This is a genomic window from Paenibacillus aceris (assembly GCF_017874035.1).
GTDB lineage: Bacteria > Bacillota > Bacilli > Paenibacillales > NBRC-103111 > Paenibacillus_E > Paenibacillus_E aceris.
Map to the genome: position 1 here is coordinate 46,744 of NZ_JAGGKV010000018.1, position 23,401 is coordinate 70,144.

Genomic DNA, 23,401 nt, shown 5'->3' on the forward strand with positions numbered 1-23,401 from the left:
GCCCTTGGCCATCCGGAAATGAGTGACCGCGTTTAGAGGTTTGCTTCTGATTAGGAAAAAATCCCTGACGGGCTTATCGCTCGCCAGGGATTCTCATTACGCTTCTAAAGCTGCAGCCACAGGAGCTACATCAACTGGGTATACACTCACTTTTTTACGATCGCGGCCTAAACGCTCGAATTTCACTACGCCTGGTACTAAAGCGAAAAGTGTATCATCCGAACCAATGCCCACGTTCGTTCCTGGGTGAATTTTCGTACCGCGTTGGCGATAGAGAATGCTTCCCGCAGTAACGGTTTGTCCGTCAGCACGTTTTGCGCCAAGGCGCTTAGAGTGTGAGTCACGTCCGTTCTTTGTGGAACCTACACCCTTCTTGGAAGCGAAAAACTGGAGATCCAATTTCAACATGATGTTATCCTCCTTTGTGATAGATTGTTTCAATCGTTATATAGTCACCGTAATTTTCTGCAATGGTTTGTAGCATGACGACCATCGACTCTAGAATCACCTGGACTTTGTTCCAATTCTCCGGTACAGCTCGAGCGCTATCTGGTATCGTAATATCCATAAAGCCTCGTTCCATCTCGTGAATGGGAATGACACCCGTTAGCGATTCAATCGAATTATATGTACCGAACGCAACCGCCGATACTGCAGCACAGACTAAGTCTTTGCCAGGTACGTCATATTCAGCATGGCCTTCCACTACAAAAGATACAATTTGAGGTAAATCCGGTACTAGACGCTTTATGGTCACGTAGATCATAAGGGCCTCTTACGCTTGGATTTTCTCAACTACAACTCTTGTGTATGGTTGACGATGACCTTGCTTTTTGTGGTAGTTCTTTTTCGGTTTGTACTTATACACGATAACTTTCGCGCCTTTGCCGTGTTTCTCCACTTTCGCGGAAACTGCAGCACCGGATACCAATGGAGCACCTACTACTACGCCGCTCTCTTTGGATACCATAAGCACACGATCAAAAGAAACAACTTCACCTTCAGCTGCGTTCAATTTTTCGATGTAAAGAACATCGCCCTCTTGAACTTTGTACTGTTTACCACCAGTTTCAATAATTGCGTACATTTTCATGACCTCCTCATGTCTCAGACTCGCCTTGTCCAGGTGACGACCAGGATGAATACCCCAAGCCGTGCTTGAACCCGTTTCGCGCGGTTACAGCATGCCTAAACAACACACTCCGAGTATTATATCACAGAAACATTTTGATATGCAATGTTTTATTTGCGTTTTCGCGTCATTTCCAGCAAGCCTAGCTTCGTCCATCCAACAATAATCGTTTTGGAACGATCTTTGCGTACAGCCTGCGTAATGTTCTCCATTACCGCGGCACGGTTTGCCTCTGAAGTCATGTCGATAAAATCAACGATAATAATGCCTCTAATATTCCGAAGTCGCAATAGCCTTGGAATTTCACTTGCTGCTTCCCGATTAATATCGGTGACCGTCTGCTCCAAATCAATGGATCCGGTATACCTGCCTGTATTCACATCAATAACCGTGAGTGCTTCGGTTTGATCGATGATCAAATATCCACCGCTCGGCAGCCAAATCTTGCGTCTAAAGCTCAAATTCAATTGTTCCGTTACGCCAAACTGATCAAACAAAGGAATTTTCCGGTCATAGAAAGCGATCCGTCCACGCCAACTCGGGTGCTGCTTACGAAGCAATTGTCTCATTTCTTCGAACACTTTGACTTCATTGAGCCAAACTTCATTCACATCGGAAGTAATGACATCGCGGGCTAATCGCGGCAACAGATCGAGGTCCTGATAAAGCTGCTCGGGCGCTTCTGCCCCATGGGCTTTAGATTGGATCGTTTGCCAAAGATCTCGCAAATTTTGCAAATCATCACGGATAGCCTCTTCGCTTTGGCCAATCGAACCCGTACGCAGGATAACACCTTCGCCAGGGAGTAAATTGCCTTCTGCCAGCTGTTTGAGACGCTGCCTCTCGGCTTCTAAATCAATTTTACGGGAGATTGCAATGTAATCGGCGCCTGGCATATACACAATCCAGCGGCCAGGAATAGAAATATGAGTCGTTACTCGTGCGCCTTTGGTGCCCTGCGGGTCCTTTGACACCTGTACCATAAGTTGCTGCCCCGCTTCGGCAAGCTCCGTTATGGAGGGTTTAATTTTCGGTTGCTTGTCCAAATGGACAGGGAGGAGATCGTCTATATAAAGAAAGGCATTCTTCGCAAGTCCAATATCGACGAATGCTGCCTGCATGCCGGGAAGTACATTGACGATGCGACCCATGTAGATGCTGCCTGCTCTTTGGGAATCAAGCGGATACTGCGAATCATACTCAACAAGGCGACCTTCTTCCAGCAAAGCCGCTTGTGTAAGTTCCGGTGCGCAGTGAATTATAAGTTGCTTCATACACGTTCACCTCAACAGTTATTTTACATGAAAAGATCGGAAACTGCACTCCCCGGTTTTTTTCCATCCAAATAACCGCTCACCAACTGTTGTTCTGGCAAAATGGCTTGAATACGTCCCGTTTCGTTGACAATATAGATTAAGTGATATTTTTCCCGCATAAAAAGTTTCAAGGTATCCGCCATAGTCCTGTGCTTCGTAATGACGATCGGCTGTGCTAAGGTTCCGCGGCTAAGCAGCTGGCTCACCCGGCTCCCGCGACCGATAAGAAAGCGGAAAAAATGGTACGGCAGCTGCCGGTAAGCGTACCAATTGGAAACGAGCAAGAAGATGCCGATCACCAGTATATTCAATGGAAGCTGCCCGCTAAGCAGCTGGATAATGGCCATGACGATGATAGCCAGACTTAAGAACATGGAGATCCAAACGGTATATAGAATCGTATTATGGTAAGACAATAAGTACCCTAATAAAGACTGCATAATTTTGCCCCCATCGAGAGGCATGACAGGAAGGAGATTGAACAGCGCGATCATCAAATTCGCTTCGATAAAATAATCCCACCAGTTGCTTGAACCTGCCCCTATCCATTTCATAAGAAGAGCCAACAGAATTAGCCATACATGCTGCAGCGGACCGGCTAAAGCAACAACGAGCTCTTCCCAAGTAGGCATACTGCCGAGCTCATCTACGACAAGCACGCCGCCAAAAGGAAGCAGCTGCACCTCTCTCACCCGCCAACCAAAGCCGCTTGCGGCTGCCAAGTGACCGAGCTCGTGAACGAGTACGATCCCAAATAATGTGATAGCCTCCAGAAAATAACCTGTTAGGGCAGATCCAATCAAAATGAGTGTAAATAACGGATGAAACCGATACGTTGTTCCGGCAATTTTAATCAAAGGAAATCACATCCGTTGGGTTGACAGGCCGGCCGTCTCTCGTAAATGCAACATAGAGTGTACCTTTCACCGGATCTTTCTTGGATGCCTTGCCGATGGGTTCGCCCACTTTCATCCAGTCCCCCGCCTCTACACTTGCCTCGCTTAAGCCGCCGTACAGAGACTGAAGCCCTCCCGGATGCCGTATAATAACCGTTATGCCGGTTTCAGCTGCAACGCCCGAGAAAACGACTTGTCCGGTGTCTAGCGCGTACACTGGCGCATACTCCGCTGTATTTAACGTAACGCCGAGCTGATTGGTCCCATCGAACGGTTTCATGATAGTCCCTTTAACAGGAGCATACATGGTGCGCTTCGAAGTGCTCACCTTAACGGCTTCATCCCCTTCCCGGTTAAAGCTTGGAATGAACGACGGAGAGCCCCCGAACTGATTGGTATACCAAGCGGAGAGCGCCGTGAAATCATAAGACTGAGTGAGCGAAGCCGCAACGAATTGCTTCCCTTTGTTCGCCCATGGCTGATTGATCTGAAACATGCCGTACAGCGCTGCAAATATGACGCAGCTAATCAACAGCTTGACTGCTATTTTACGCGGCGAAGGAGGCGCAAACACTCCTCTCTCCCCATCAGTTGGATACATGCCGCCATTAAGCGTCTTATCCATCAATAATTTCTGCTGCCAAGCGTACTCGGGATCCTCCATGCGCCTTTTCCAATCCGCATCCACATAGAGAGGCAGCTCCGATTGCTGCCGGGGAGGCAAATGTTCCATCATTCGAGGCGCATTTACCGGTTTTCCGATCACGTTAGCATTCTCAGAAGCTTCGCGTAAATGGCGCAGCCGTTCTAAACGCCTTTGTTTCACTTTATCTTTGACTTCCATGCCAGCCCCTCCCAAACGGTTTTCTTCCGGAAAGCTATCTTCATATCGTCATACCTGCTAATCTCACATAGTACAGCCTATGAGAAGAAGGACAAGATTATGTGATAAACCCGCATGGAATCCCGCTTGGGAAGAACCAAGGATAAACGGCTTCGTCGTCCATTTAGGACGATTGCATTTGTCAAGGTATTTACTGAAAAAAAGCCCGCCGGCCAACGGCCAGGGGCTCCTCTTATTTTGCTTTTTTAAAACAATTCCGGTTCACGTTCCTGATGCAGCTTCACGCTCATGACCAGACCAAGCGAAAGCATGTTGATCAACAAGGAGGTTCCCCCATAACTAACAAAAGGAAGGGTGATTCCCGTTAACGGCATAATGCCGATCATCATGCCTACATTTTCGAAAATCTGGAAGACAAACATAGAAACAACACCAACCACGATATAAGCTCCGCTTAGCTGAGTGCTTTGGATGGAAATCAGAATCATGCGGTAAATGAGCAAGAAATAAATAAGGAGCAGAACCGCTGAGCCCCGGAAGCCGAACTCTTCGCCCACCACGACAAAAATAGAATCCGAATAAGCAAAAGGAATGAAGTTGCTATGGACGGAGGTTCCCTTTAGGAAGCCCTCGCCTTCCAGCCCCCCTGACCCGATTGCTCTGATCGCATTTTTCACTTGATAGCTATCATCTTCCGTCACGTCTTGTGGATACAAGTAAGTGTCGATACGGTCCATCCAGTGGCTGAACCCGTAGCCTTTGAGCGTTTCAAACAAACTTGTATGAAACGTCTTATAAAGGGTGAGCAGCAGGAAACCCAGCCCTGCAAAAATAACGACGCTCAACAAGACATGCGAGTATTTGATATTGCCGATCCAAAGCATGCCGAGCAGGATAATGACGAAAATGATCGCATTCCCTAAGTCCGGCTGAATCAAAACGAGGATGAACGGCAGCAGCACAGCCGCGCATACAGGGATTAAATCGTTCTTGATCAGCAGCAGTTCGCCGCCACGCTTGGCCAGCAGCGCAGTCACGCAAATGATCAGGATTAGCTTCACCAGCTCCGCAGGCTGGAAGGTCAAGCCTCCCGGAAGCTCAAACCAACCGCGCGCTCCGTGAATTTTTTTACCGAAAAAATAAACTGCCACCAAAGACACGATGCCGATACCGTATAAGAATGGGGCAATCCGAATGAGTACACGATAATCAAAAAGACTGCAGGCTAGAAAGGCAAGTAAACCGACGGCATAGAGAATAAGAATTTTGGAAATCGAGATGACAATTGACGGATGATCCACGGATGCGCTGTAAACGGTCATCGTACTGATGACCATGAAAGCGAACAAGATGACAACAATAGGAATATCGATGTTTTTCAGTTTTGCAAGCACAGCACGATCATCCTATTCCGATAAACTTTTTCATACGTTTGACCCAGCCAGTCTTGTCTTCGAGCTGCATGAGAGGCACTGTGTCACCCAAGATACGACGTGCCACGTTACGATAAGCAATCGCCGCGCGGGACGACGGGTTCATAACGGTAGGCTCGCCTGCGTTGGCCGCCTTAATGACATGCTCGTCATCGGGAACGATGCCTAGCAAATCGATGGCAAGTACCGAGCAGATTTCATCGATATCCAGCATTTCGCCTTTTTTCATCATCAGCGGACGAATCCGGTTAATAATCAACTTCGGCGATGATATTTTCTCATTCTCCAGCAGTCCAATAATTCGGTCGGCATCACGCACAGCGGCGTTTTCCGGGGTCGTTACAACAATTGCTTTGTCTGCGCCGGCTACCGCATTTTTGAAACCTTGCTCAATGCCGGCCGGACAGTCAATAATCACGAATTCAAAATCTTTTTTGAGCTCAAGAACAATATCTCTCACTTGCTCCGGCGACACCGCATGCTTATCCTTTGTCTGAGCAGCAGGCAACAGATACAACTCTTCGAAGCGCTTATCTTTGATTAAGGCTTGCGGCAAGCGGCAGCGTCCCTCCGCGACATCCACAAGGTCATAAATGATCCGATTTTCGAGTCCCATGACAACATCCAAATTGCGCAGGCCAATGTCGGTGTCCACCATGCATACTTTTTTCCCCAAAAGCGCCAATGCTGTTCCAAGATTTGCCGAAGTCGTTGTTTTGCCAACGCCGCCCTTTCCTGAAGTAACAACGATTGCTTCTCCCATGTGTTCTCACCCCACGCGCTATTTTCTATAAAATGCTATAATTTAAAATTCGAATCAGGCCAAATCCGATGAAGTTGATGCAGCTTATCGATTTCCATTTTACCATCTTTCACATAAGCAAATTCCATAAAAGCCTCTTCAATTCCCCATTCATCGGGAGAACGGCTAATAATTCCGGCGATCCGCAACTGAGTCGGACGCATATGAGAAGCGGCAATGATCGCTTTATCATCACCATCGATCCCGGCATGCGCCATTCCGCGAAGTGAGCCCATAATATAAATGTTCCCGGTAGAGGTAATGGTTCCGCCTGGATTAACATCGCCTAAATATAGTAAATCACCCTCATGATGGAGGGTTTGTCCCGATCGAATCATTCCTTTAAGGGCGGACATTCTTGCGGCAGGTTCTACGACAGCTTCTTTTCGAGGTTCGCTTTCAATCGATTGAATAAGCAGATTGCCCTTTTGCTTGATGACAGATCTGATCTCTTCTTTCTGCTCCTCGGTTGCTTCCCTGCTGCCTAATTTAACGTGCACATGAATAATCGGTCCGGTCAGTATTTGCTGATGCGTCTTTTCCAGCTTATGCTGTAACTCTTTCAGCAAATCTTGCCAATCGCATGCGTCGTTTAGTAAAAATACAAGGCCATCTTTGACCCCTTTTATCATCACGTGGTGCTTAGCTACAGACATAATTGAATGACGACCTCCCAACCTATACATTTCGGCTCATGTCGTAGATTCTCCTGCTAACCGCCTGGAAAATTAATCTTCGCTATTCGCAGGCACGATGCGCTTTCCTTCGAGCAGCTTGCGAATAGGAACGTAGCAAACCAAGGCGAAAAGCAAATTAAAAAGAACACTTGGGAGCATGTAATGGGTGAGAGCAAATTTCATATCAATGTCAATGAGCTTAAACAAGCGGTTAATGCCATAATTGATGAACTCAAACAAAAGCAAACCGAATCCGGTAATGAGCAAATTATAAAAAATCAGGTTAGGCTGTCTTCGCTGCGCCAGTCCGGCCAAATAACCGGTCAGTCCCATCCCGAAAGAATAGACACCGAGCATCGCCCCATAATAATTAAAATCATGCAAAAGACCAAACAAAAGCCCATAAATGAGTGCAGAATGCCGATGACGAAAAAGACCGATAAACAAAATAAAGACCAGAGTAAAATGGGGGGTAACATGTACGCTAGCCTGCCAAGAAGATGGGAGCAGCCAAACTACAATGGTCCCTTGCAGAACAAACAAGCCAAATAGAATGAGCCACAGCAAATGTCGAGTCACGTAACGGCTCACCTCATTTCACTTCCGGAACTTCGACCACAAATACTTCACGAATACGGTTAAAGGAAGCCTTAGGCTTCACCATAACTTTGTAGGTGATCCCGAATTCCCCTGGACCGATGGAAGAAATCGTCCCTACTTCAATACCCTTTGGAAATACTTGTCCCAAGCCTGATGTAATAATCGTATCTCCAACTTTCATTTCGTCGGCATGTTCCACCTTGTTCATGACAAGCTCTCCGGTTTTGGAATCGAAGGACTCGATCATCCCAAAGGGCTGATTCTCATTGCCCTTCACTGTGACGGCAATCGCCTTCGAGTTGTTGTCGGTATCCGTAATTTCCGTCAGCAATTGAACGTTCGAGTGGAAGCCGAACACCTTGCTCACCCGGCCGACTAATCCGTCCACCGTCATGACGGCCATATTCTCTTTGATGCCGTCCTTGTCGCCAAGATTAATCGTGACCGTACTGTTGTACGGATCGGGATCGATTGTAACGACTTCAGCGATCCGATACGTATACACGTTAGCCTGCCGCTGCCTCTCTGTAAAGCCCAGCGCTTCCATCAACCGCTTATTTTGCGATTCCAGTTCATTCAGTCGCTGCGTATCTCGCGCATACTGTGTAAGGGTCAGCTTCAGCGTCTTATTTTCTTCATAAATGACTCTGAGCTGGCGGATATCTTCGAAGAAACCCGCTACCTGCGCAGCGGGCTTATAGAAGAGTCCTTGCGTCCACGATACCGAGTCTTTGACAAATTTCTCCGGCCATGTCATCGGTGCTCGGTTCCCCAGTGTTAATCCCATTAATATAAAGAAGCAGACTAGACCGAACATCAGAAAAATCAGCCTCTTGTTTCCCATGAATTTAAACAAAATGAGCACCTTCTAACGAATATTAACGCTTATATCGCGAACTTGATCCTGACTTGCTTTTAAATAAATGTATGTTTTCCAAAGCGCGGCCTGTTCCAATCGCCACACAGTCAAGCGGATTCTCTGCGACCAAGACAGGCATGCCGGTTTCTCTGGCAAGCAAGCGGTCAAGATTGCGCAGTAAGCCGCCGCCGCCGGTTAACACAATCCCGCGATCCATAATATCCGCTGATAATTCAGGCGGACACTTCTCAAGCGTAACCTTCACGGCTTCAACGATCGCATTGACCGTATCCGTTAGAGATTCCGTAATTTCATCGGACGTTACGCTCATCGTCTTAGGCAAACCGGAAACAAGGTCGCGCCCGCGGATTTCAAGCGTCTCCGGCTTTTCCATCGGAAGTGCCGAGCCGATTTCCATTTTCAACGTTTCAGACGTACGTTCCCCAATCATTAGATTGTATGTACGTTTAATGTACTGAATGATAGCTTCGTCCATTTCATCGCCTGCGATCCGAATGGAGCGGCTCGTGACGATCCCTCCAAGCGAGATAACCGCAACTTCCGTAGTTCCGCCTCCGATATCGACTACCATGCTTCCGGTTGGTTCCCATACCGGGAGATCTGCCCCAATCGCTGCGGCAAACGGCTCTTCAATCGTATACGCTTCACGCGCCCCGGCCTGTTTCGTTGCGTCCTCGACCGCCCGCTTCTCAACGGCTGTGATGCCGGAAGGCACACAAACCATAACATTAGGGTGTCGTTGGAATAACCAACGTTGTTTCTGAGCTTGTCTCAGAAAGTAACGAATCATCGTTGCTGTTGTCTCAAAATCGGCAATGACGCCGTCCTTCATGGGGCGAATCGCACGAATGTTGCCCGGTGTGCGGCCGATCATTTTTTTCGCTGCATCTCCGACAGCCTCGATTGTTTTCGTATCCGTACGTAGAGCAACCACAGAAGGTTCTCTAACGATTATTCCTCTGCCTTTTACATAAACCAGTGTATTCGCTGTACCTAAATCAATCCCTAAATCTTTTGTAAAGCCTCCGAACATGGCAGTTACTCCTTTCCTATTGCCAACCTATTATATTACATAAAGCCTTCTTCCTTCAAACTTATGAATCTCTGATCACCTATGATAACATGATCCAACACTTCAATACCAATAATAGTTCCCGCTTCCACCAAACGGTGGGTTAACTGTATATCTTCCGGACTTGGCGTAGGATCTCCACTAGGATGATTATGTACACAAACGATAGATGCGCTGCTTCTTTTGATTGCCGCTCGGAATAATAGGAATAGGTAAGGGTTTGAGTTCTCTCCCCCTTTTCCCCTCCTCCACACCGTGCGTGCGAGTTTCCTCGCACACGGCGTTCTAACGATTAAACCTACTTTCCTTTGCGGATTTCGATACCCTATAATCTCACGATTTATAACGTACTTTCGAGTGAACTGGTTCTCAGAGAATTTCTGTAGTTCTGGACTCTATTTATAGCCTTTTTACCAAAGCTTTCAGGCATGTCATTACCATGTACTACCCTATGGCATCTCGCACATAACCACGCTAAGTTTTTCACTTTGTTTATTTCATTCACAGGTAGTTTGTTGTTGATGTGGTGACAGTGTCGTTGTCCATAAAGAAGTTCGTTATCGCAGATTTTACATTTACCTCTGTCTCGATTGTAGGCATACTCACGGTTCATTAGATACTCAAAGTTGTATTTATTCTTTTTGGTTGTTGCACCGATTAGAGTATCAACGTCATAGAGAGGTGGTCTGTCTAGAGGTAGTCTCTTCCTTTCAAATTGTTTTAGGTAGAGACTGATACCCTCATCCGTATAAGGTGTTATCTTCTGGTTGAATGGGTACTTTTCCCACTTGCTATGAGTTATCCCCGCTTTTGTCAGCCCTATCCATAGGTCTTCATATTTGATACCAAAGGTTTTCCAACTATACTGTTCGTGTCTTTGAGGGCGATTATTCACCATTTCGAGAGGGATTTCGTATTGCCTATAACTTTTCCCATAAATTCTCTTGAAAGTACTTACCGCCGTTCGATTTACCTTATCGTCAATATAGCCGAAGGTCGAGTTGCAGATGGATGTTTTCCAGTATTCCGCTACCCCAATGATAATTGCATTAACCTTCTCGACTTGCGCAGCTCTTTGGTCGATTTTGGTAAATGATCTTAACAGTCTTATTTCCTTTGTTATCTTTCGGACTTGTTCCCTAACTTTCTTAGGGTTCGGATAGTTTTTCCCTACAATCTTTTTCTCTGGCTTTTCAGGAGTAGCTCTACGTTCCTCTGCTTTAATTAGAAACCCTAAGAATTTGGCTGGCTTTTCTGTGATGTTTGTTATGACTGTTTTTTCATCTGATAGCTCCAGTTTCAGCTTCGCTTTAAAGTATTTTCTGAGGTAACTTAAGAGTCTTTTTGCCTCCTGTTCAGAAGTACAAAGAATCATCCAGTCATCTGCATAACGAATGAGGTACTTAGGAATTACCCCTTTATTCTTCAGGTATTTACGTTTTCCAGACACATTGGTATTGTGCCCTTCAAATTTAGCTGTCTCATACATCCTACCTACTGTCCAATCAAAGTCGTTTAAATACACGTTCGCCAGTAGTGGGGAAATAATCCCACCTTGTGGAGTACCAATATCCGTTTTCTCTAATAGTTCCTGTTCGATATACCCTGCCCTCAGCATTTCTTTGATGATAGCTAGAACTCTCTTATCTCTAATACCGATTTTCCATAATTTATTTATCAGAATTTTGTGGTTGATATTGTCAAAGTATCCTTTGATATCACCCTCAATTACGTAAATCGGCTTGGTGTTACTTCTAATGTTGATGGAGTTTATGATTTTTGCTATAGCATGCTTGGTGGCTCTGAAAGGTCGGAATCCGTAGCTATGAGGATACATTTTCGCCTCGACTATGGGTTCCAAAACTATGCGCAGACATTCTTGAATTATTCTGTCAAGCATAGTTGGAATACCGAGCGGTCTGTTCTTTCCATTAGTTTTTCGGATATATACTCGTCTGACTGGTTTAGGCTTGTATCTTTTGACTTGTTTCTGGATAAGGTTAATTAGTTCATCCTTGTCCATTTGCAGATATTTATCAATGTTTATTCCATCAATACCCGCGGTCTTTGATCCGTGATTGGACTTAATCTTGTGAATGGCGGTGGTAATTGTGATTTCATTAAATGCGATTTCGAGTATACTATGGAAATTCTTTCCCATTTTGCTTTGGTCGAATATGAACTTAAGCTTTTGTTTTAGTCCGTGTTCTGAGGAGAATTTGTCGTTTAGATGCACAGGATCACCTCCCGTGGTACGTTACCTTTTATTTCAAGGAGTCACCAAATTCTCTTTTGTTCATCTCTAAAATTTAACCGTCTAGTGTCCTTCGCCATGTGATAGACTTTCTCTATCTCGGACTACTACGACACTGCTGACTCCTTATGTTGTTCATCACTCTGTCAAGTTCCCAACATAAGGTCTCCCACGTTCCATATTACCTATCCTTTGAATTGGAACCCTTAGGTCGCTACTTTACTCCGGAAAATCCGAGAATTGTTTGAGTTATAGTTATTCAATCCCTTTCCAAGTCATTTCAGGCTTGGATGAATAAGATAAGAGAAGAGTATCCTATCCGATTTTCGTTGTTTCTGATTTTCATCAGCCACCCTAACGGAGCTTCAACCATAGCTTCATTTGCATTAACCATAGGTTCGCGGATGCCCGCACTATTACACCGTATTTATCAGACATGATAAACTTAGGCTTCAAGTTACGACTTTACCACGCTTCACACACCCTTTACTGACAGTTATTGGATGCATGGTGGAGTTTAGCACTCGTACCTTACGTTTAGTACGTAAGTTAACTCTGTACGGCAAGGGTACTTCCCCCTTGATTTGAGTAATACAGTTCAGCCAAAGTATTGACTGTCGCTATTCGTATGAGCAATGCTCATACTTATGCGCAACGTGGCGCACCTTCGCGAGGGTGGACGATGGACGCGTTCAAACTGCCCATGGAGAGTGTTTCTTGCGCAAGCACATGGTTTTTCGTATTCAAAAATAAACAGACGAAATGCTCCTTTTGTAAATACCGAAGATCTTCGCTTAATAAATTAGCAATATCTTTCGGTGAACGAATGGTAACCCGCTCCGAGAACGTGCTTTTGGCAATTCTGCGCCCCAATTCGATGCCGGCCATAATTTGCAGCGCTTTCGCATCGCCAATGCCTTTGATTTGCGTAAGCTGATCTTTGCTCATGTCCACAAGGCTGCGCAATCCGCCGGATTCGCTTAAAATGCGGCTGGCCAGACGAAGCGCAGACTCCGAAACCGTACCTGTTCGAAGAATAATCGCCAAGAGCTCCGCATGGCTTAATGCCCCGGCTCCATATTGAAGCATTCGCTCTCTAGGCCTTTCCTCCGTCGGCACTTCCCGCAGCATTAAACTTGTGACTTCCATCAATTCCCCTCTTTCCTTCTGTAGGTTGTGTTACTTATCCGTATCCCATTCATACCGATAAAGCCCTTAAAACAACACAAAACCCCCGGATTGATAAGATCCGAGGGCTTCTAGGACAACTGCTCATTATTCGATTGCGGGCATCCGAACGCTTTGATTCGTTCAAGCATACTGCCGATGGTATAGCCATCGAAGTATGATTCCATCTGTTTTTCTGCGTCAGCGAAAACATTTCCCATCAGCATATCCATTTTGGATGAAATCATACAGTCGTTATTTTTCTCATCGCCGGAGCACCAGCTTGGCTTCAAAGAGCCGTGACAGGTCAGACGGTAAATTTCACCTAGAGTCACATCGTCCGGATTACGGCATAGAATGAATCCGCCACCGATGCCTTCTTTGGTCGAAACGTAACCTGCTTTTCGCAGAAAGCCCATAACTTTGCGGATACGAGCGGAATGCGTGGATACATTCGCAGCAATTTCTTCGCTGGTTGCCATGTGATCAGGCAAATTTGCAAGAAATACGAGACTGTGGACGGCTATCGTAAATTCGCTGTTCATGGCCAATCCTCCCTGAAGAATGCGAAGTCGTGTCGCTACTGTCATTGTAACCGTTACAGATTACACAGTCAATGTGTGAACGCTTAGAAACGGAAAGATTACAAAACTTGGATATCAAAGTTTAGCAGCATGTCGCTTAGCAAGGAAAGCGGTAAACCCACAACGGTAAAATAGTCACCTGAAATCGATTCTACGATGGTGCTCCCAATCCCTTGAATCGCATAAGAGCCCGCTTTATCCTTAGGCTCTCCGGTCGCGATATAGCGGCGAATTTGCGCATCGGACATACCCTTCATCTTCACATGGGTCACGCTGTGCAGGGCGACACGCTTTCCTGTCTCCGCATCAATGCAGGCAACTCCGCTGTACACCTGGTGCGTCGTACCTTGCAGAGCTTTCAGCATCCGGAAGGAGTCCTCTTCATCTGCGGGCTTGCCCAGAACCTCATCTTGGAGAACGACGATGGTGTCAGATCCAACAATAATCCCGTGCTTTTCGCCGGGTTCCAGCATTTCCCGAACCGTCGACGCTTTGCGAATGGATAAAACTTCTACCATCTCGGAAGGAGTTATTTTTCCTTCTACGGTCTCATCCGCGTCACTCACCCGAATGATATAGGGTAGTCCAAGTGATTGAATCAGTTCCTGCCTCCTCGGTGAGGATGAAGCAAGAATAAGTCTTTGCTCGTGGTTAAGGGAATTACTCATAAAAACATCTCCTAGCCTTTGATAATGTCCGAACGATGATTCAATGCCGATTAAAGCTTGCGATATAGGAGGAAAGCCCCCACTAATCCAAGAATACTGCACAAGTTTAGTCTCACCAGTAGATGCAGCTCATATTTCACAACTTGCAAGTCTGCTTTGGGATCCCAAGTAATAGAGGCCGATTTCGTCAAAAAAGATAGAGCAGGCACAGGAGCCAGCAACTGGCCGACAATAATCCCGGTTATTAAACCGATGATTAAAAATATCACTAATGTAAAGGTGCCTTTTTTCATCGCTGTCATCCTCTCTTCTATGTACAAGCCTATTATACGGGCACACACTATTTTTTTCCATGAAAATGTAACCATATGGTGATTGTTTCCTGCTTACAATCTACGCTGATCCTAGTAAGATAGTTTATCGGAGGTACTTCAACATGACTTTACTTAAAAGACTTGTCCTGCTCACTTTTATACTTACGATAGCGTTTCCTTACCAAGCTTTTGCTTACAAAATTGTACTGGACGCCGGACATGGCGGGAGCGATCCCGGTGCCACAGGTGTAAATGGTTTACAAGAAAAAGATGTCAACCTCGACATCACCCAGAAGCTCCGGGATGAGCTGGCAAAGCGAGGCTACGAAGTCGTCATGACGCGAACGGATGACACCTACTTGTCACTCGCACAGCGCGTAAACTTCACAGATTCCTTGCAAGCGGATTTATTCGTTTCCGTCCATGCCAATTCGCATCCTAACAACACGGTTAATGGAAGCATGGTGCTCTACTACGACAACGCATACCCCCAAGAAGATTATCCCGCAAGCGATAAAATGAAACAGTTGACGCCTTACAGCAAAGATTTGGCTCAGCACGTACTAGATGCGCTAGTCTCCGCTGCAGGCACCAAAAACTTAGGACTAGTTCCAAGCGCTGTTTATGTAGCCAGAATGGGGAGCATTCCAAGTATTCTGGTAGAAACTGCTTTTCTAAGCCAATCCAATGATGCGGCATTACTTGCAAACGATGCGATGCGATCCAAAATGGCATTGGGCATTGCGAACGGCATTGCCGCTTATTCGCCACCTATGTTTACAGATTCCCTTGGACACTGGGCAAGAGAAGCCATACTTCGCATGAAGAACAAAGGTGTTATTGACGGCATCGCCAATCGGTATGAGCCGGATCGCGCTTTGAAAAGAGCCGAATTCCTTACACTGATGGACCGGGTATTTTCATTCAGCAAATTAGAAACGGCGTGTGCGCCAAACGGAAGCGTAACTTCTGCGGTCTATAGCTGTCAGACGGCTGACCCAACATACAAAGACCTGCCCGATTCTTATTGGGCAAGCCCTGTTTTCGCCAAAGCCCAGAAATTGAACCTGCTTCAGGGCTACGCCGATGGGACGATTCGCCCCGAACAAGCGATCACGCGAGGTGAAGTTGCTTATCTGTTCGACCGTCTCATCCAAATGACTGCAAAAAGCACGGGGAAAAGCGCTTCTCCCAAGGTATCATTCGACGATGTACCCGCAGAATTGTGGAGTGCAAATGCGATCTACGCGCTGAAACAAAAAGGCATTATTAACGGAATCACGGATACTTCGTTCAAACCGGAACAAACGATGACACGCGCAGAGATAGCTGCCTTGTTAGATCGTTATTACGCGAAGTAAGGATAAACGACTACATCGTCCTATTAGGACAAGCGCGTTTGTCAAGGTAGATAAGAAAAGCAGTGTGTCCTCAGAGGCTCTTCATAGAGTTCTCGCGGACACACTGCTTTTTTAGTTAAGATACGCTGATTTTCTTAAGCAGTTCTTTCTGTGCAAGGATGTACTGCATCATGGATGTTTGCGCTTGCCACAGCATCGCTGTGGAAGGACTTTTCTTGTACTCGTCCATCGACTGCACGGCGCTGTTCAGTGCAGAAGTCATCTTTTGCACAATAGGCTTGGAGTCATCGTTTAAACCTTCATTGAGGGACGTGGATAACGTTGTCAGTGCCTGATGGGAAGAATGAATGGTTTGCAAGGAGCTATCCGATAGCGCAGTCGGCTTCGTTTCCGCAAGATGAATAAGGGCGAGTTCATTAATTGTATTCACAAGCTTATCTCCTTCTGTGATAAAAGAAGGAACCGCCTCTGGCTCTTGCCCGCCCCAACGAATTCCTGTCGCAGCCGGGATATCCAAACTTTTGATATACACTTCTATCGTTTTATCCGCCGTTTGTACTTGTTGTCGAAGGGTGTTGGCATCATCCTTACTCTTGGCAAATCCTACAAATACGGTGAGCTTATCCGAGGTGTCCAGCGCGGAAGCCAAGCCCTTCTTTTTCAATGTATCTTGGATGGCTTGGGCTCCCTGCAAGGAGCTGAATACGCCATTTTGCAGGAATGTATAGGATTTAGCAGGAATTTGAACCGGAGTCACTGCAGCGGCTGCCGCCGGAAGGGCGGATGCTTGATCTGTGCCCGTTTTTGTAGCTCCGCCCGGGGCCTTAGATGGGCCGGCCGCCTGCACATTAGCTGAAGGAACAGCGATTGTTTGGCCCGATGCGGATTGTGTAGCATCACGATCGGATGATGAAAACAAGGAGAGAACAAAGAATCCGAAGGCGATCCCCGTAACGACAGCTCCTGCCACCGAGGTTGCAATGCGAATCCAGGGTGCTCCACTTGATTTGGCGTATCTGGCGCCTGTTTCCGGTTCTATATAAGGACCTTTTTGCGTCCAACTTGACCACTCGTCACGATTTCGCTCCGTAATCGGCTCCGTTCTTTCAGCGGGGACATCCCTAACCCCTTGCTCTTCCCGGACAGACTGCGATTCGCGAATAATTCGCTCGACTCGTTCCCCCTCTGTCTCAATCTGACTGCTCCAGCTCCCAAAATCCGTCGTAAATGTATTAAGCGCATGCGGCTCAAACATGCTTTCTACCTGTTCTCTCTCAGCCTGATGATAGGGGGTAATCTCTTCTGTATCTCGGTTGTCTCTTATCTCATTCGCTACTACCTTAAACTCTTCTTGATAGAGTGGAATCACCTTCTCTTCCGAAACCGGCACTCGCGAAGCTTTACGGGTGGAATCTGCAGGCTCTTTGGAGTCGAAACGATACGTGATTCTTGCTTTACTCATTCTCTTCACTCCTCATAAAATGTATTTGGAAACGGCTCAGCCGTCATCTTGTCCAAATCTTCTGTTACTAGATTATGATTGAGAGAATTGAAATATGTTTGGTTAAGCAAAAAAAGACCGCCTCCAGCCAATTGGCTTACAGCGATCTTTTCTCTAACCGTTCGTTTCGTGTTTCTTCCGCAATGACTTCGCTAAACCGTCAGCCGCTTTCCAAATATCTCCCGCACCCATGGTCAAAACCAGATCTCCCGGCTGCACATGGTCGATTAAGTAATGGAGAACTTCTTCCCTTGTGGCAATGTGCTGCACATTGGAATTGCTGTTGCTCTTGATCAATTCAACCAGCTTGGCTGAATCTACGCCCTCGATCCGCTTCTCGCCGGCAGGAGAATAGATGTCGGTAATAATTACCTCATCGGCCTCATCGAAGGAGCGGCTAAACTGCTCAAATAAGTAATAGGTTCGCGTATAGCGTTGAGGTTGGAAAACGGCAATGATCCGTTTACCTGTTGCTTTGGCAGCGGAAATCGTCGCTTGAATCTCAGTCGGATGATGAGCGTAATCATCAATGACCAGAATGTTCTCAACTTCCCCAAGCACTTGGAATCTACGCTTAGCCCCGCGAAACTCTTGAATGGCATCGGCAATATTCTCGAAAGGCAGTCCCGCTTCCAAACAAGTGATTAACGTAGCTAATGCATTATATACGTTATGCTTACCTGGTACGGATAAGCTAACCTGCCCAAGCAGCGCGCCTTTGCAGTGGACGTTGAACGTAACCTTGCGGTCGCCTAACGAAATATCGCTGGCCACATAGTCTGCGTCATTATCTATCCCATACGTAATGACTTCGCTTTGAATGGACGGAATCATCTCACGTAAGAACATATCGTCATGACAAACAATCGCTTTTCCTCCGGGTCTCACTTGACTGAGGAATTGCTTGTAAGCTTTCTTTAAGTTCTCGAAATCACCGTTATAGTTCTCCAAGTGATCTGCTTCGATGTTATTTACTAAGGCAAGCGTCGGATGATATTGAAGGAAAGTTCCATCGCTTTCATCGGCTTCAGCCACAACGAATTCGCCTTTGCCTGCTTTGGCATTGCTGCCCACATTCATGATTTCGCCGCCGATAATATAGGTCGGGTCTGTACCACAAATCTCCATAACGAGAGCGATCATCGAGGAAGTTGTCGTTTTGCCGTGAGCTCCCGCAACCGCAATGCCTTTGCGTTCATTCATCAGTCTTGCCAACATCTGAGAGCGGTGAATGACAGGTATGTTTAATTCTTCCGCCGCTTGCATCTCGACATTATCTTTGGATAAGGCTGTCGAGTAAACAACCAAATCAGCGCCAGAAACATTGCGGGCTTCATGCCCGATGAAAACTTGCGCACCTTTCGCTTTCAACTTTTCCGTTAATTCTTGGTGTGCCAGGTCGGAACCGGAAATCCGGTATCCCATCTCAAGCATGACTTTGGCAATAGCACTCATGCCGTATCCGCCGATGCCTATAAAATGTACGTGTTCTGCTTGACTCACGCCGTTCTCACCATCCTTTTTCAGAATCGGTTTGATAGGTAATCCAAGAACGAACATCAGAGATTAAATACAGCGTGCCGGATACGACCGCCAGATCATCCTGCTCAGTTCTGCTTGTAAGGATTTCTAATGCTCGCTTCCAATCGGGCTCAACCACAATATCCACCTGACGGTTCATATCGTGGAGAAGCTCACGTGCAAGCTCTGCGAGCATAGTGGCATCCCCTTTTTTATGAAAATCGGGTTCCGTAAGAATAAGTGTATCCACCAATGGTAGTATATGCCTGAGGTAGCCCGTATGATTCTTTGTCGAAAGCATTCCCATCATGAGATTCAGCTTTCGGTAACTATATACGGTTTGGAGCGCTGCGGCAAGTGTCGCGGCTCCTTCAGGATTATGCGCGCCATCGAGTAGAATACGGGGCTCGTTCGAAATCATCTCAAGCCGGCCCGGCCAACGAGTTTCTTTCAGCCCTTTGTACAAGTCTTCATCATCGACGATGCAAGCATAATATTGACGAAGCACTTCCAGCGTCATTACCGCTACAGCGGCATTCTTCAGCTGATGTTCGCCATTGAGCGAAATCGGCACGCCCGGGATCGGCCGGAACGGGCCCTTGAAATCAAAAGTCTGAAGATCCAACTCACTTGTCACATTCGCATAATCGAATTGATCACCAAGCGTGTACAGTGTTGCTTTCTTCGCTCGAGCTGTTTGCTCGATAACGCTCCAGCCTTCATGAGGCTGGGCTGCGGTAATGACGGGCACGCCCGCCTTAATAATTCCAGCCTTCTCTGCGGCAACCTTCTCGATGGTATCTCCAAGAATGTCCATATGGTCATGGCCTACATTGGTAATAACGGTCACGACCGGATTCACGATATTTGTGCTATCCAGCCTTCCCCCTAAGCCTGTTTCCCATACCACATAATCGGGATATGCCACCTTGCCGAAATACATAATGGCAAGCGCAGTAGAAATTTCAAACATCGTCGGAGAGCCGAGCTCTGTTTCGGCAATCTCGTCAATGACAGGCTTCATGTCATTCACCAGTCTAAGCAGATCATCGTCCGGAATATCCGCACCGTTCACTTGGATACGATTCGTATACTTTTCTAAGTAAGGGGACGTGAACGTCCCCACATCATAGCCGCATGCCCGCAAGACTGACGATAAATACGCACAAGTAGAGCCTTTGCCGTTCGTTCCCGCCACATGAATGAATTTCAATCTGCGTTCGGGATGACCGAGCTTTTCCATCAACATTTGCATCCGTTGAAGTCCCGGTTTGATGCCAAGTTTCTCCATCCGGCCAACAATCCAGGCAATTGCTTCTTGCGCGCTCTGGAAGGCGGCTGCCGGATGGCTATCTTTGATTTCGTTCATCGATCTCATCCTCATTTACTATATGAATCACCTTGCATACAAAAGCTAGGCAATCGTTGGTTTACTCCAATTATCCTTTTAATTCCGCTAAACGAGCTATCACTTTATCCCGCTTATCCGCATAATCAGCAAGTTTGGCCTTCTCTTCCTCGATTACCTTCGCTGGAGCCTTGGCCACAAAGCCCTCATTGCCCAGCTTTTTCTCAATACGCTCAACTTCCCCATGCAAGGTTTGCAGTTCTTTGTCCAAACGCACGAGTTCTTGGGCAATATCGATCAGCCCGGCCAGCGGCAGGAACAGCTCTGCTCCTGTAATGATCGCGGTCATCGCTTTCTCTGGCGCAGCCATCTCGGCATCGATTTGAAGCAGGGACGTATTGCAGAAACGCTTCAGGTACTCTTCATTTTTACGAAGAATGCTTTGCGTCTCACTGCTTGCCGGTTTGATCAGCAGTTCAACCTTTTTACTCATCGGCACGTTAACCTCGGAGCGGATATTTCGAACGGAGCGGATGGCATCCATCAGAAGTTCCATCTCACGAACAGCGTCCGGCGATTCGAACGCCGGGTTCTCCGTCGGCCAAGAAGCGAGCGTAATCGTTTCACCCTCATGCGGCAAATGCTGCCAAATTTCTTCGGAAATGAACGGCATGAACGGATGAATCAAACGCTGCGTGCGGTCTAGCACATAGGCCAGAACGGATTGCGTCTTCTTCTTTGCAGCTGCATCAGTTCCGTATAAGCTCAATTTACTGAACTCAATGTACCAATCGCAGAGGTCATCCCAGATGAAGTTATACAGCAAGCGGCCGGTTTCGCCGAATTCGTAGCTGTCAATTAATCGGGTTACTTCGCGAACCGTTTCGTTCAAACGGTGCAGAATCCAGCGGTCTGCCGTACCCAATTGGCCTGTCAAATCGATATCTGCAGCCGTAACGCCTTCGAGATTCATGAGCGCAAAGCGGGAAGCATTCCAAATCTTGTTGGCAAAATTCCGCGCTTGCTCCACACGCTCCCAACGGAAGCGGAGATCCTGCCCCGGCGTGCTGCTCGTGGAAATCATGTAGCGCATAGCATCTGCGCCGTATTTCTCGATTACCTCTAGCGGATCTACGCCATTGCCAAGCGATTTGGACATTTTGCGGCCTTCGGAGTCGCGTACAAGTCCATGCATCAGCACGTCTTTGAACGGAATTTGCTCCGTAAATTCAAGAGCCGTGAAGATCATCCGGGCAACCCAGAAATAAATAATATCATAACCCGTTACTAGAACATTCGTCGGATAGTAGCGTTTAAGGTCCTCTGTATCATTCGGCCAGCCCAATGTGGAGAATGGCCATAGAGCGGAACTGAACCATGTATCAAGAACGTCATTATCTTGCTTCAGGTTCGTGCTTTGGCAATGTGAGCAAGCTGAAGCGTCCTCGCGGGAAACCGTAATTTGACCGCAATCCGCGCAATGCCATGCTGGAATGCGGTGTCCCCACCATAGCTGACGGGAAATGCACCAGTCACGAACATTTTCAATCCAGTTCAAATAAATTTTCTCAAAGCGATCTGGTACGAAGTTTACGCCTTTGCCTGATTTTTGCGCATCGATCGCTTGATCGGCAAGCGGCTGCATTTTCACGAACCACTGTGTGGACAAGTACGGCTCGATGACAGCACCGCTGCGCTCACTGTGGCCTACTTGGTGAACATGTTCTTCAATTTTGATCAGAACGCCTTGTTCTTTCAAATCGGCAACGATTTGCTTGCGGCACTCGAATCGATCTTTGCCTTGATAAGGACCTGCATTCGCATTCATCGTGCCTGTTTCATCCATAACAAGAATTTGCGGCAGATCATGGCGCTTCCCTACTTCGAAATCGTTCGGATCGTGCGCAGGCGTAATTTTGACGGCTCCGCTTCCGAACTCTTTCTCAACGTACTCATCCGCAATAACCGGAATCTCGCGATTTACGATTGGAAGCAGCAATTTCTTGCCAATCAAATGCTGATAGCGCTCATCCTTCGGATGTACAGCAACTGCCGTATCCCCAAGCATCGTCTCAGGACGCGTTGTAGCGACAACGATGGAATCCAGGCCGTCTGTTGTTTTGTAGCGCAAGTGATAAAGCGCGCCTTGAACTTCTTTATACTCTACTTCAATATCCGATAGCGCCGTGCGGGCTGCAGGATCCCAGTTAATAATATAGTTGCCGCGGTAAATGAGACCTTTTTCATACAAGCTTACGAAGACTTCGCGAACCGCTTGCGACAACCCTTCATCGAGCGTAAAGCGCTCACGGGAGTAGTCCAAAGAAAAGCCCATTTTGGCCCACTGCTCGCGAATTGTGTTCGCATATTGCTCTTTCCATTCCCATACTTTCTCAAGGAATTTCTCGCGCCCCAGATCATACCGGGATTGGCCATCCTCGCGGAGCTTTTGTTCAACTTTGGTTTGTGTCGCAATACCAGCATGGTCAGAGCCAGGCAGCCACAGCGTATCAAAACCCTGCATCCGCTTCGTACGAACCAAGATATCTTGCAGTGTAAAATCAAGCGCATGCCCGATATGCAGCATACCCGTAACGTTAGGAGGCGGAATCACAATCGTGTAAGTTTCCGCCTCCGGACGGCCGCCCGCTTTGAAAAACTCATTTTTAATCCAGTAATCGTACCACTTTCGCTCCGCTTCTTTGGGGTCGTACGTGGTAGGCATTTGCAGTTGCTCTTTGATTTCATTCGCTTCGGTCATAAGATTACCTCCATTACTGTTATATCTGTGAAATAGGCTTTGGGGGCCTGTATTAAGCGCTAGCTTTGGGTCAATTCAAACAAAAAAAGCCCTCCGCCCGCAAAGGACGAAAGGCTTGCTTCCGTGGTACCACCTTTATTCCGCGCAGCTTCAAAACATGAAACGCGTGGCTCTCAAACAGATAACGGCTGCGGCCGGCAAATGCTAAGTAAGCTATTCCACAAGTAGCGGACGCTTGCCATCACATTCACAACTCCAGGGCGACTTCGT

General features: G+C 47.0%; 21 protein-coding genes, 2 pseudogenes and 1 other annotated feature. Of the genes and pseudogenes, 1 reads left to right on the top strand and 22 read right to left on the bottom strand.

What is annotated here, in order from left to right:
* Nucleotides 1–96 precede the first annotated feature (96 nt).
* The 18 genes and pseudogenes from rpmA to J2Z65_RS25855 all read right to left on the bottom strand — a co-directional run bounded on the left by rpmA (nucleotide 97) and on the right by J2Z65_RS25855 (nucleotide 14,618).
* Nucleotides 97–408 (bottom strand): 50S ribosomal protein L27, encoded by a 312-nt coding sequence (gene rpmA, locus J2Z65_RS25770; protein WP_127455314.1) that lies wholly within the window; start codon nucleotides 406–408, stop codon nucleotides 97–99.
* A 4-nt stretch (nucleotides 409–412) separates the two neighbouring features.
* Entirely contained in the window at nucleotides 413–766 is a 354-nt protein-coding gene (locus J2Z65_RS25775) for a ribosomal-processing cysteine protease Prp (RefSeq protein WP_167069173.1), read from the bottom strand.
* A 9-nt stretch (nucleotides 767–775) separates the two neighbouring features.
* Nucleotides 776–1,087 (bottom strand): 50S ribosomal protein L21, encoded by a 312-nt coding sequence (gene rplU, locus J2Z65_RS25780; protein ID WP_127455312.1) that lies wholly within the window; start codon nucleotides 1,085–1,087, stop codon nucleotides 776–778.
* Between the two features lie 12 nt (nucleotides 1,088–1,099).
* Nucleotides 1,100–1,189 (bottom strand) — a sequence feature (ribosomal protein L21 leader region).
* Between the two features lie 53 nt (nucleotides 1,190–1,242).
* Nucleotides 1,243–2,406, bottom strand: a complete 1,164-nt coding sequence (locus J2Z65_RS25785) for an Rne/Rng family ribonuclease (protein WP_167069170.1) — start codon at nucleotides 2,404–2,406, stop codon at nucleotides 1,243–1,245.
* Nucleotides 2,407–2,429: 23 nt separating this feature from the next.
* The gene (locus tag J2Z65_RS25790; RefSeq protein WP_167069167.1) at nucleotides 2,430–3,305 is read right to left on the bottom strand and encodes a M50 family metallopeptidase; all 876 of its coding nucleotides are present in this window, start codon (nucleotides 3,303–3,305) and stop codon (nucleotides 2,430–2,432) included.
* Nucleotides 3,298–4,188 (bottom strand): M23 family metallopeptidase, encoded by an 891-nt coding sequence (locus J2Z65_RS25795; RefSeq protein WP_167069164.1) that lies wholly within the window; start codon nucleotides 4,186–4,188, stop codon nucleotides 3,298–3,300. The genes J2Z65_RS25790 and J2Z65_RS25795 overlap by 8 nt, the downstream gene beginning before the upstream one ends.
* 245 nt (nucleotides 4,189–4,433) lie before the next feature.
* Complete coding sequence (locus J2Z65_RS25800; protein WP_167069161.1) at nucleotides 4,434–5,582, bottom strand: FtsW/RodA/SpoVE family cell cycle protein; 1,149 nt, start codon at nucleotides 5,580–5,582, stop codon at nucleotides 4,434–4,436.
* Nucleotides 5,583–5,589: 7 nt separating this feature from the next.
* Nucleotides 5,590–6,384, bottom strand: coding sequence for a septum site-determining protein MinD (gene minD, locus J2Z65_RS25805; RefSeq protein ID WP_167069158.1), 795 nt, complete (start codon nucleotides 6,382–6,384; stop codon nucleotides 5,590–5,592).
* A 35-nt stretch (nucleotides 6,385–6,419) separates the two neighbouring features.
* A complete protein-coding gene (minC, locus tag J2Z65_RS25810; RefSeq protein WP_167069155.1) occupies nucleotides 6,420–7,079 on the bottom strand; it encodes a septum site-determining protein MinC in 660 nt (219 codons plus the stop codon).
* A gap of 72 nt (nucleotides 7,080–7,151) precedes the next feature.
* Nucleotides 7,152–7,679, bottom strand: a complete 528-nt coding sequence (mreD, locus tag J2Z65_RS25815; protein ID WP_167069152.1) for a rod shape-determining protein MreD — start codon at nucleotides 7,677–7,679, stop codon at nucleotides 7,152–7,154.
* Between the two features lie 13 nt (nucleotides 7,680–7,692).
* Nucleotides 7,693–8,565 carry a rod shape-determining protein MreC gene (mreC, locus tag J2Z65_RS25820; RefSeq protein ID WP_342357359.1) on the bottom strand — a complete coding sequence of 291 codons (873 nt, stop codon included), beginning with the start codon at nucleotides 8,563–8,565 and terminating at the stop codon, nucleotides 7,693–7,695.
* Nucleotides 8,566–8,578: 13 nt separating this feature from the next.
* Nucleotides 8,579–9,613 (bottom strand): rod shape-determining protein, encoded by a 1,035-nt coding sequence (locus J2Z65_RS25825; protein ID WP_167069149.1) that lies wholly within the window; start codon nucleotides 9,611–9,613, stop codon nucleotides 8,579–8,581.
* 35 nt (nucleotides 9,614–9,648) lie between these two features.
* Nucleotides 9,649–9,855: pseudogene (locus tag J2Z65_RS25830) on the bottom strand (JAB domain-containing protein); the annotation flags it as partial.
* A 137-nt stretch (nucleotides 9,856–9,992) separates the two neighbouring features.
* Nucleotides 9,993–11,888: a group II intron reverse transcriptase/maturase gene (ltrA, locus tag J2Z65_RS25835; protein WP_167069146.1), complete on the bottom strand. Its 1,896-nt coding sequence runs from the start codon at nucleotides 11,886–11,888 to the stop codon at nucleotides 9,993–9,995.
* A 684-nt stretch (nucleotides 11,889–12,572) separates the two neighbouring features.
* A pseudogene (gene radC / locus J2Z65_RS25840) lies at nucleotides 12,573–13,055 on the bottom strand (RadC family protein); the annotation flags it as partial.
* Between the two features lie 110 nt (nucleotides 13,056–13,165).
* Complete coding sequence (locus J2Z65_RS25845; protein ID WP_167069140.1) at nucleotides 13,166–13,618, bottom strand: RrF2 family transcriptional regulator; 453 nt, start codon at nucleotides 13,616–13,618, stop codon at nucleotides 13,166–13,168.
* 98 nt (nucleotides 13,619–13,716) lie between these two features.
* Nucleotides 13,717–14,325 carry a Maf family protein gene (locus J2Z65_RS25850; RefSeq protein ID WP_167069137.1) on the bottom strand — a complete coding sequence of 203 codons (609 nt, stop codon included), beginning with the start codon at nucleotides 14,323–14,325 and terminating at the stop codon, nucleotides 13,717–13,719.
* Nucleotides 14,326–14,375: 50 nt separating this feature from the next.
* Nucleotides 14,376–14,618: a DUF4321 domain-containing protein gene (locus J2Z65_RS25855; protein WP_167069134.1), complete on the bottom strand. Its 243-nt coding sequence runs from the start codon at nucleotides 14,616–14,618 to the stop codon at nucleotides 14,376–14,378.
* A 143-nt stretch (nucleotides 14,619–14,761) separates the two neighbouring features.
* Between J2Z65_RS25855 and J2Z65_RS25860 the strand changes: the two genes are divergently transcribed.
* A complete protein-coding gene (locus J2Z65_RS25860; protein WP_167069131.1) occupies nucleotides 14,762–16,000 on the top strand; it encodes an N-acetylmuramoyl-L-alanine amidase in 1,239 nt (412 codons plus the stop codon).
* Nucleotides 16,001–16,115: 115 nt separating this feature from the next.
* Here the strand turns inward: J2Z65_RS25860 and J2Z65_RS25865 are convergent, their stop codons facing one another.
* The 4 genes from J2Z65_RS25865 to J2Z65_RS25880 all read right to left on the bottom strand — a co-directional run bounded on the left by J2Z65_RS25865 (nucleotide 16,116) and on the right by J2Z65_RS25880 (nucleotide 23,131).
* A complete protein-coding gene (locus J2Z65_RS25865) occupies nucleotides 16,116–17,462 on the bottom strand; it encodes an SPOR domain-containing protein (protein WP_167069128.1) in 1,347 nt (448 codons plus the stop codon).
* Nucleotides 17,463–17,615: 153 nt separating this feature from the next.
* Entirely contained in the window at nucleotides 17,616–19,004 is a 1,389-nt protein-coding gene (murC, locus tag J2Z65_RS25870; RefSeq protein ID WP_167069125.1) for a UDP-N-acetylmuramate--L-alanine ligase, read from the bottom strand.
* 7 nt (nucleotides 19,005–19,011) lie between these two features.
* Nucleotides 19,012–20,391, bottom strand: coding sequence for a bifunctional folylpolyglutamate synthase/dihydrofolate synthase (locus J2Z65_RS25875; RefSeq protein WP_167069124.1), 1,380 nt, complete (start codon nucleotides 20,389–20,391; stop codon nucleotides 19,012–19,014).
* Nucleotides 20,392–20,461: 70 nt separating this feature from the next.
* Nucleotides 20,462–23,131 (bottom strand): valine--tRNA ligase, encoded by a 2,670-nt coding sequence (locus tag J2Z65_RS25880; protein ID WP_167069121.1) that lies wholly within the window; start codon nucleotides 23,129–23,131, stop codon nucleotides 20,462–20,464.
* Nucleotides 23,132–23,401 lie beyond the last annotated feature (270 nt).

Coding starts and splice junctions, on each gene's coding strand:
- J2Z65_RS25850 (WP_167069137.1), bottom strand. CDS start 14,325: ATGAGTAATTCCCTTAACCACGAGCAAAGACTTATTCTTGCTTCATCC.
- J2Z65_RS25860 (WP_167069131.1), top strand. CDS start 14,762: ATGACTTTACTTAAAAGACTTGTCCTGCTCACTTTTATACTTACGATA.
- J2Z65_RS25785 (WP_167069170.1), bottom strand. CDS start 2,406: ATGAAGCAACTTATAATTCACTGCGCACCGGAACTTACACAAGCGGCT.
- J2Z65_RS25855 (WP_167069134.1), bottom strand. CDS start 14,618: ATGAAAAAAGGCACCTTTACATTAGTGATATTTTTAATCATCGGTTTA.
- J2Z65_RS25825 (WP_167069149.1), bottom strand. CDS start 9,613: ATGTTCGGAGGCTTTACAAAAGATTTAGGGATTGATTTAGGTACAGCG.
- J2Z65_RS25795 (WP_167069164.1), bottom strand. CDS start 4,188: ATGGAAGTCAAAGATAAAGTGAAACAAAGGCGTTTAGAACGGCTGCGC.
- J2Z65_RS25845 (WP_167069140.1), bottom strand. CDS start 13,618: ATGAACAGCGAATTTACGATAGCCGTCCACAGTCTCGTATTTCTTGCA.
- rpmA (WP_127455314.1), bottom strand. CDS start 408: ATGTTGAAATTGGATCTCCAGTTTTTCGCTTCCAAGAAGGGTGTAGGT.
- J2Z65_RS25880 (WP_167069121.1), bottom strand. CDS start 23,131: ATGACCGAAGCGAATGAAATCAAAGAGCAACTGCAAATGCCTACCACG.
- minD (WP_167069158.1), bottom strand. CDS start 6,384: ATGGGAGAAGCAATCGTTGTTACTTCAGGAAAGGGCGGCGTTGGCAAA.
- J2Z65_RS25775 (WP_167069173.1), bottom strand. CDS start 766: ATGATCTACGTGACCATAAAGCGTCTAGTACCGGATTTACCTCAAATT.
- minC (WP_167069155.1), bottom strand. CDS start 7,079: ATGTCTGTAGCTAAGCACCACGTGATGATAAAAGGGGTCAAAGATGGC.
- J2Z65_RS25865 (WP_167069128.1), bottom strand. CDS start 17,462: ATGAGTAAAGCAAGAATCACGTATCGTTTCGACTCCAAAGAGCCTGCA.
- J2Z65_RS25875 (WP_167069124.1), bottom strand. CDS start 20,391: ATGAACGAAATCAAAGATAGCCATCCGGCAGCCGCCTTCCAGAGCGCG.
- rplU (WP_127455312.1), bottom strand. CDS start 1,087: ATGTACGCAATTATTGAAACTGGTGGTAAACAGTACAAAGTTCAAGAG.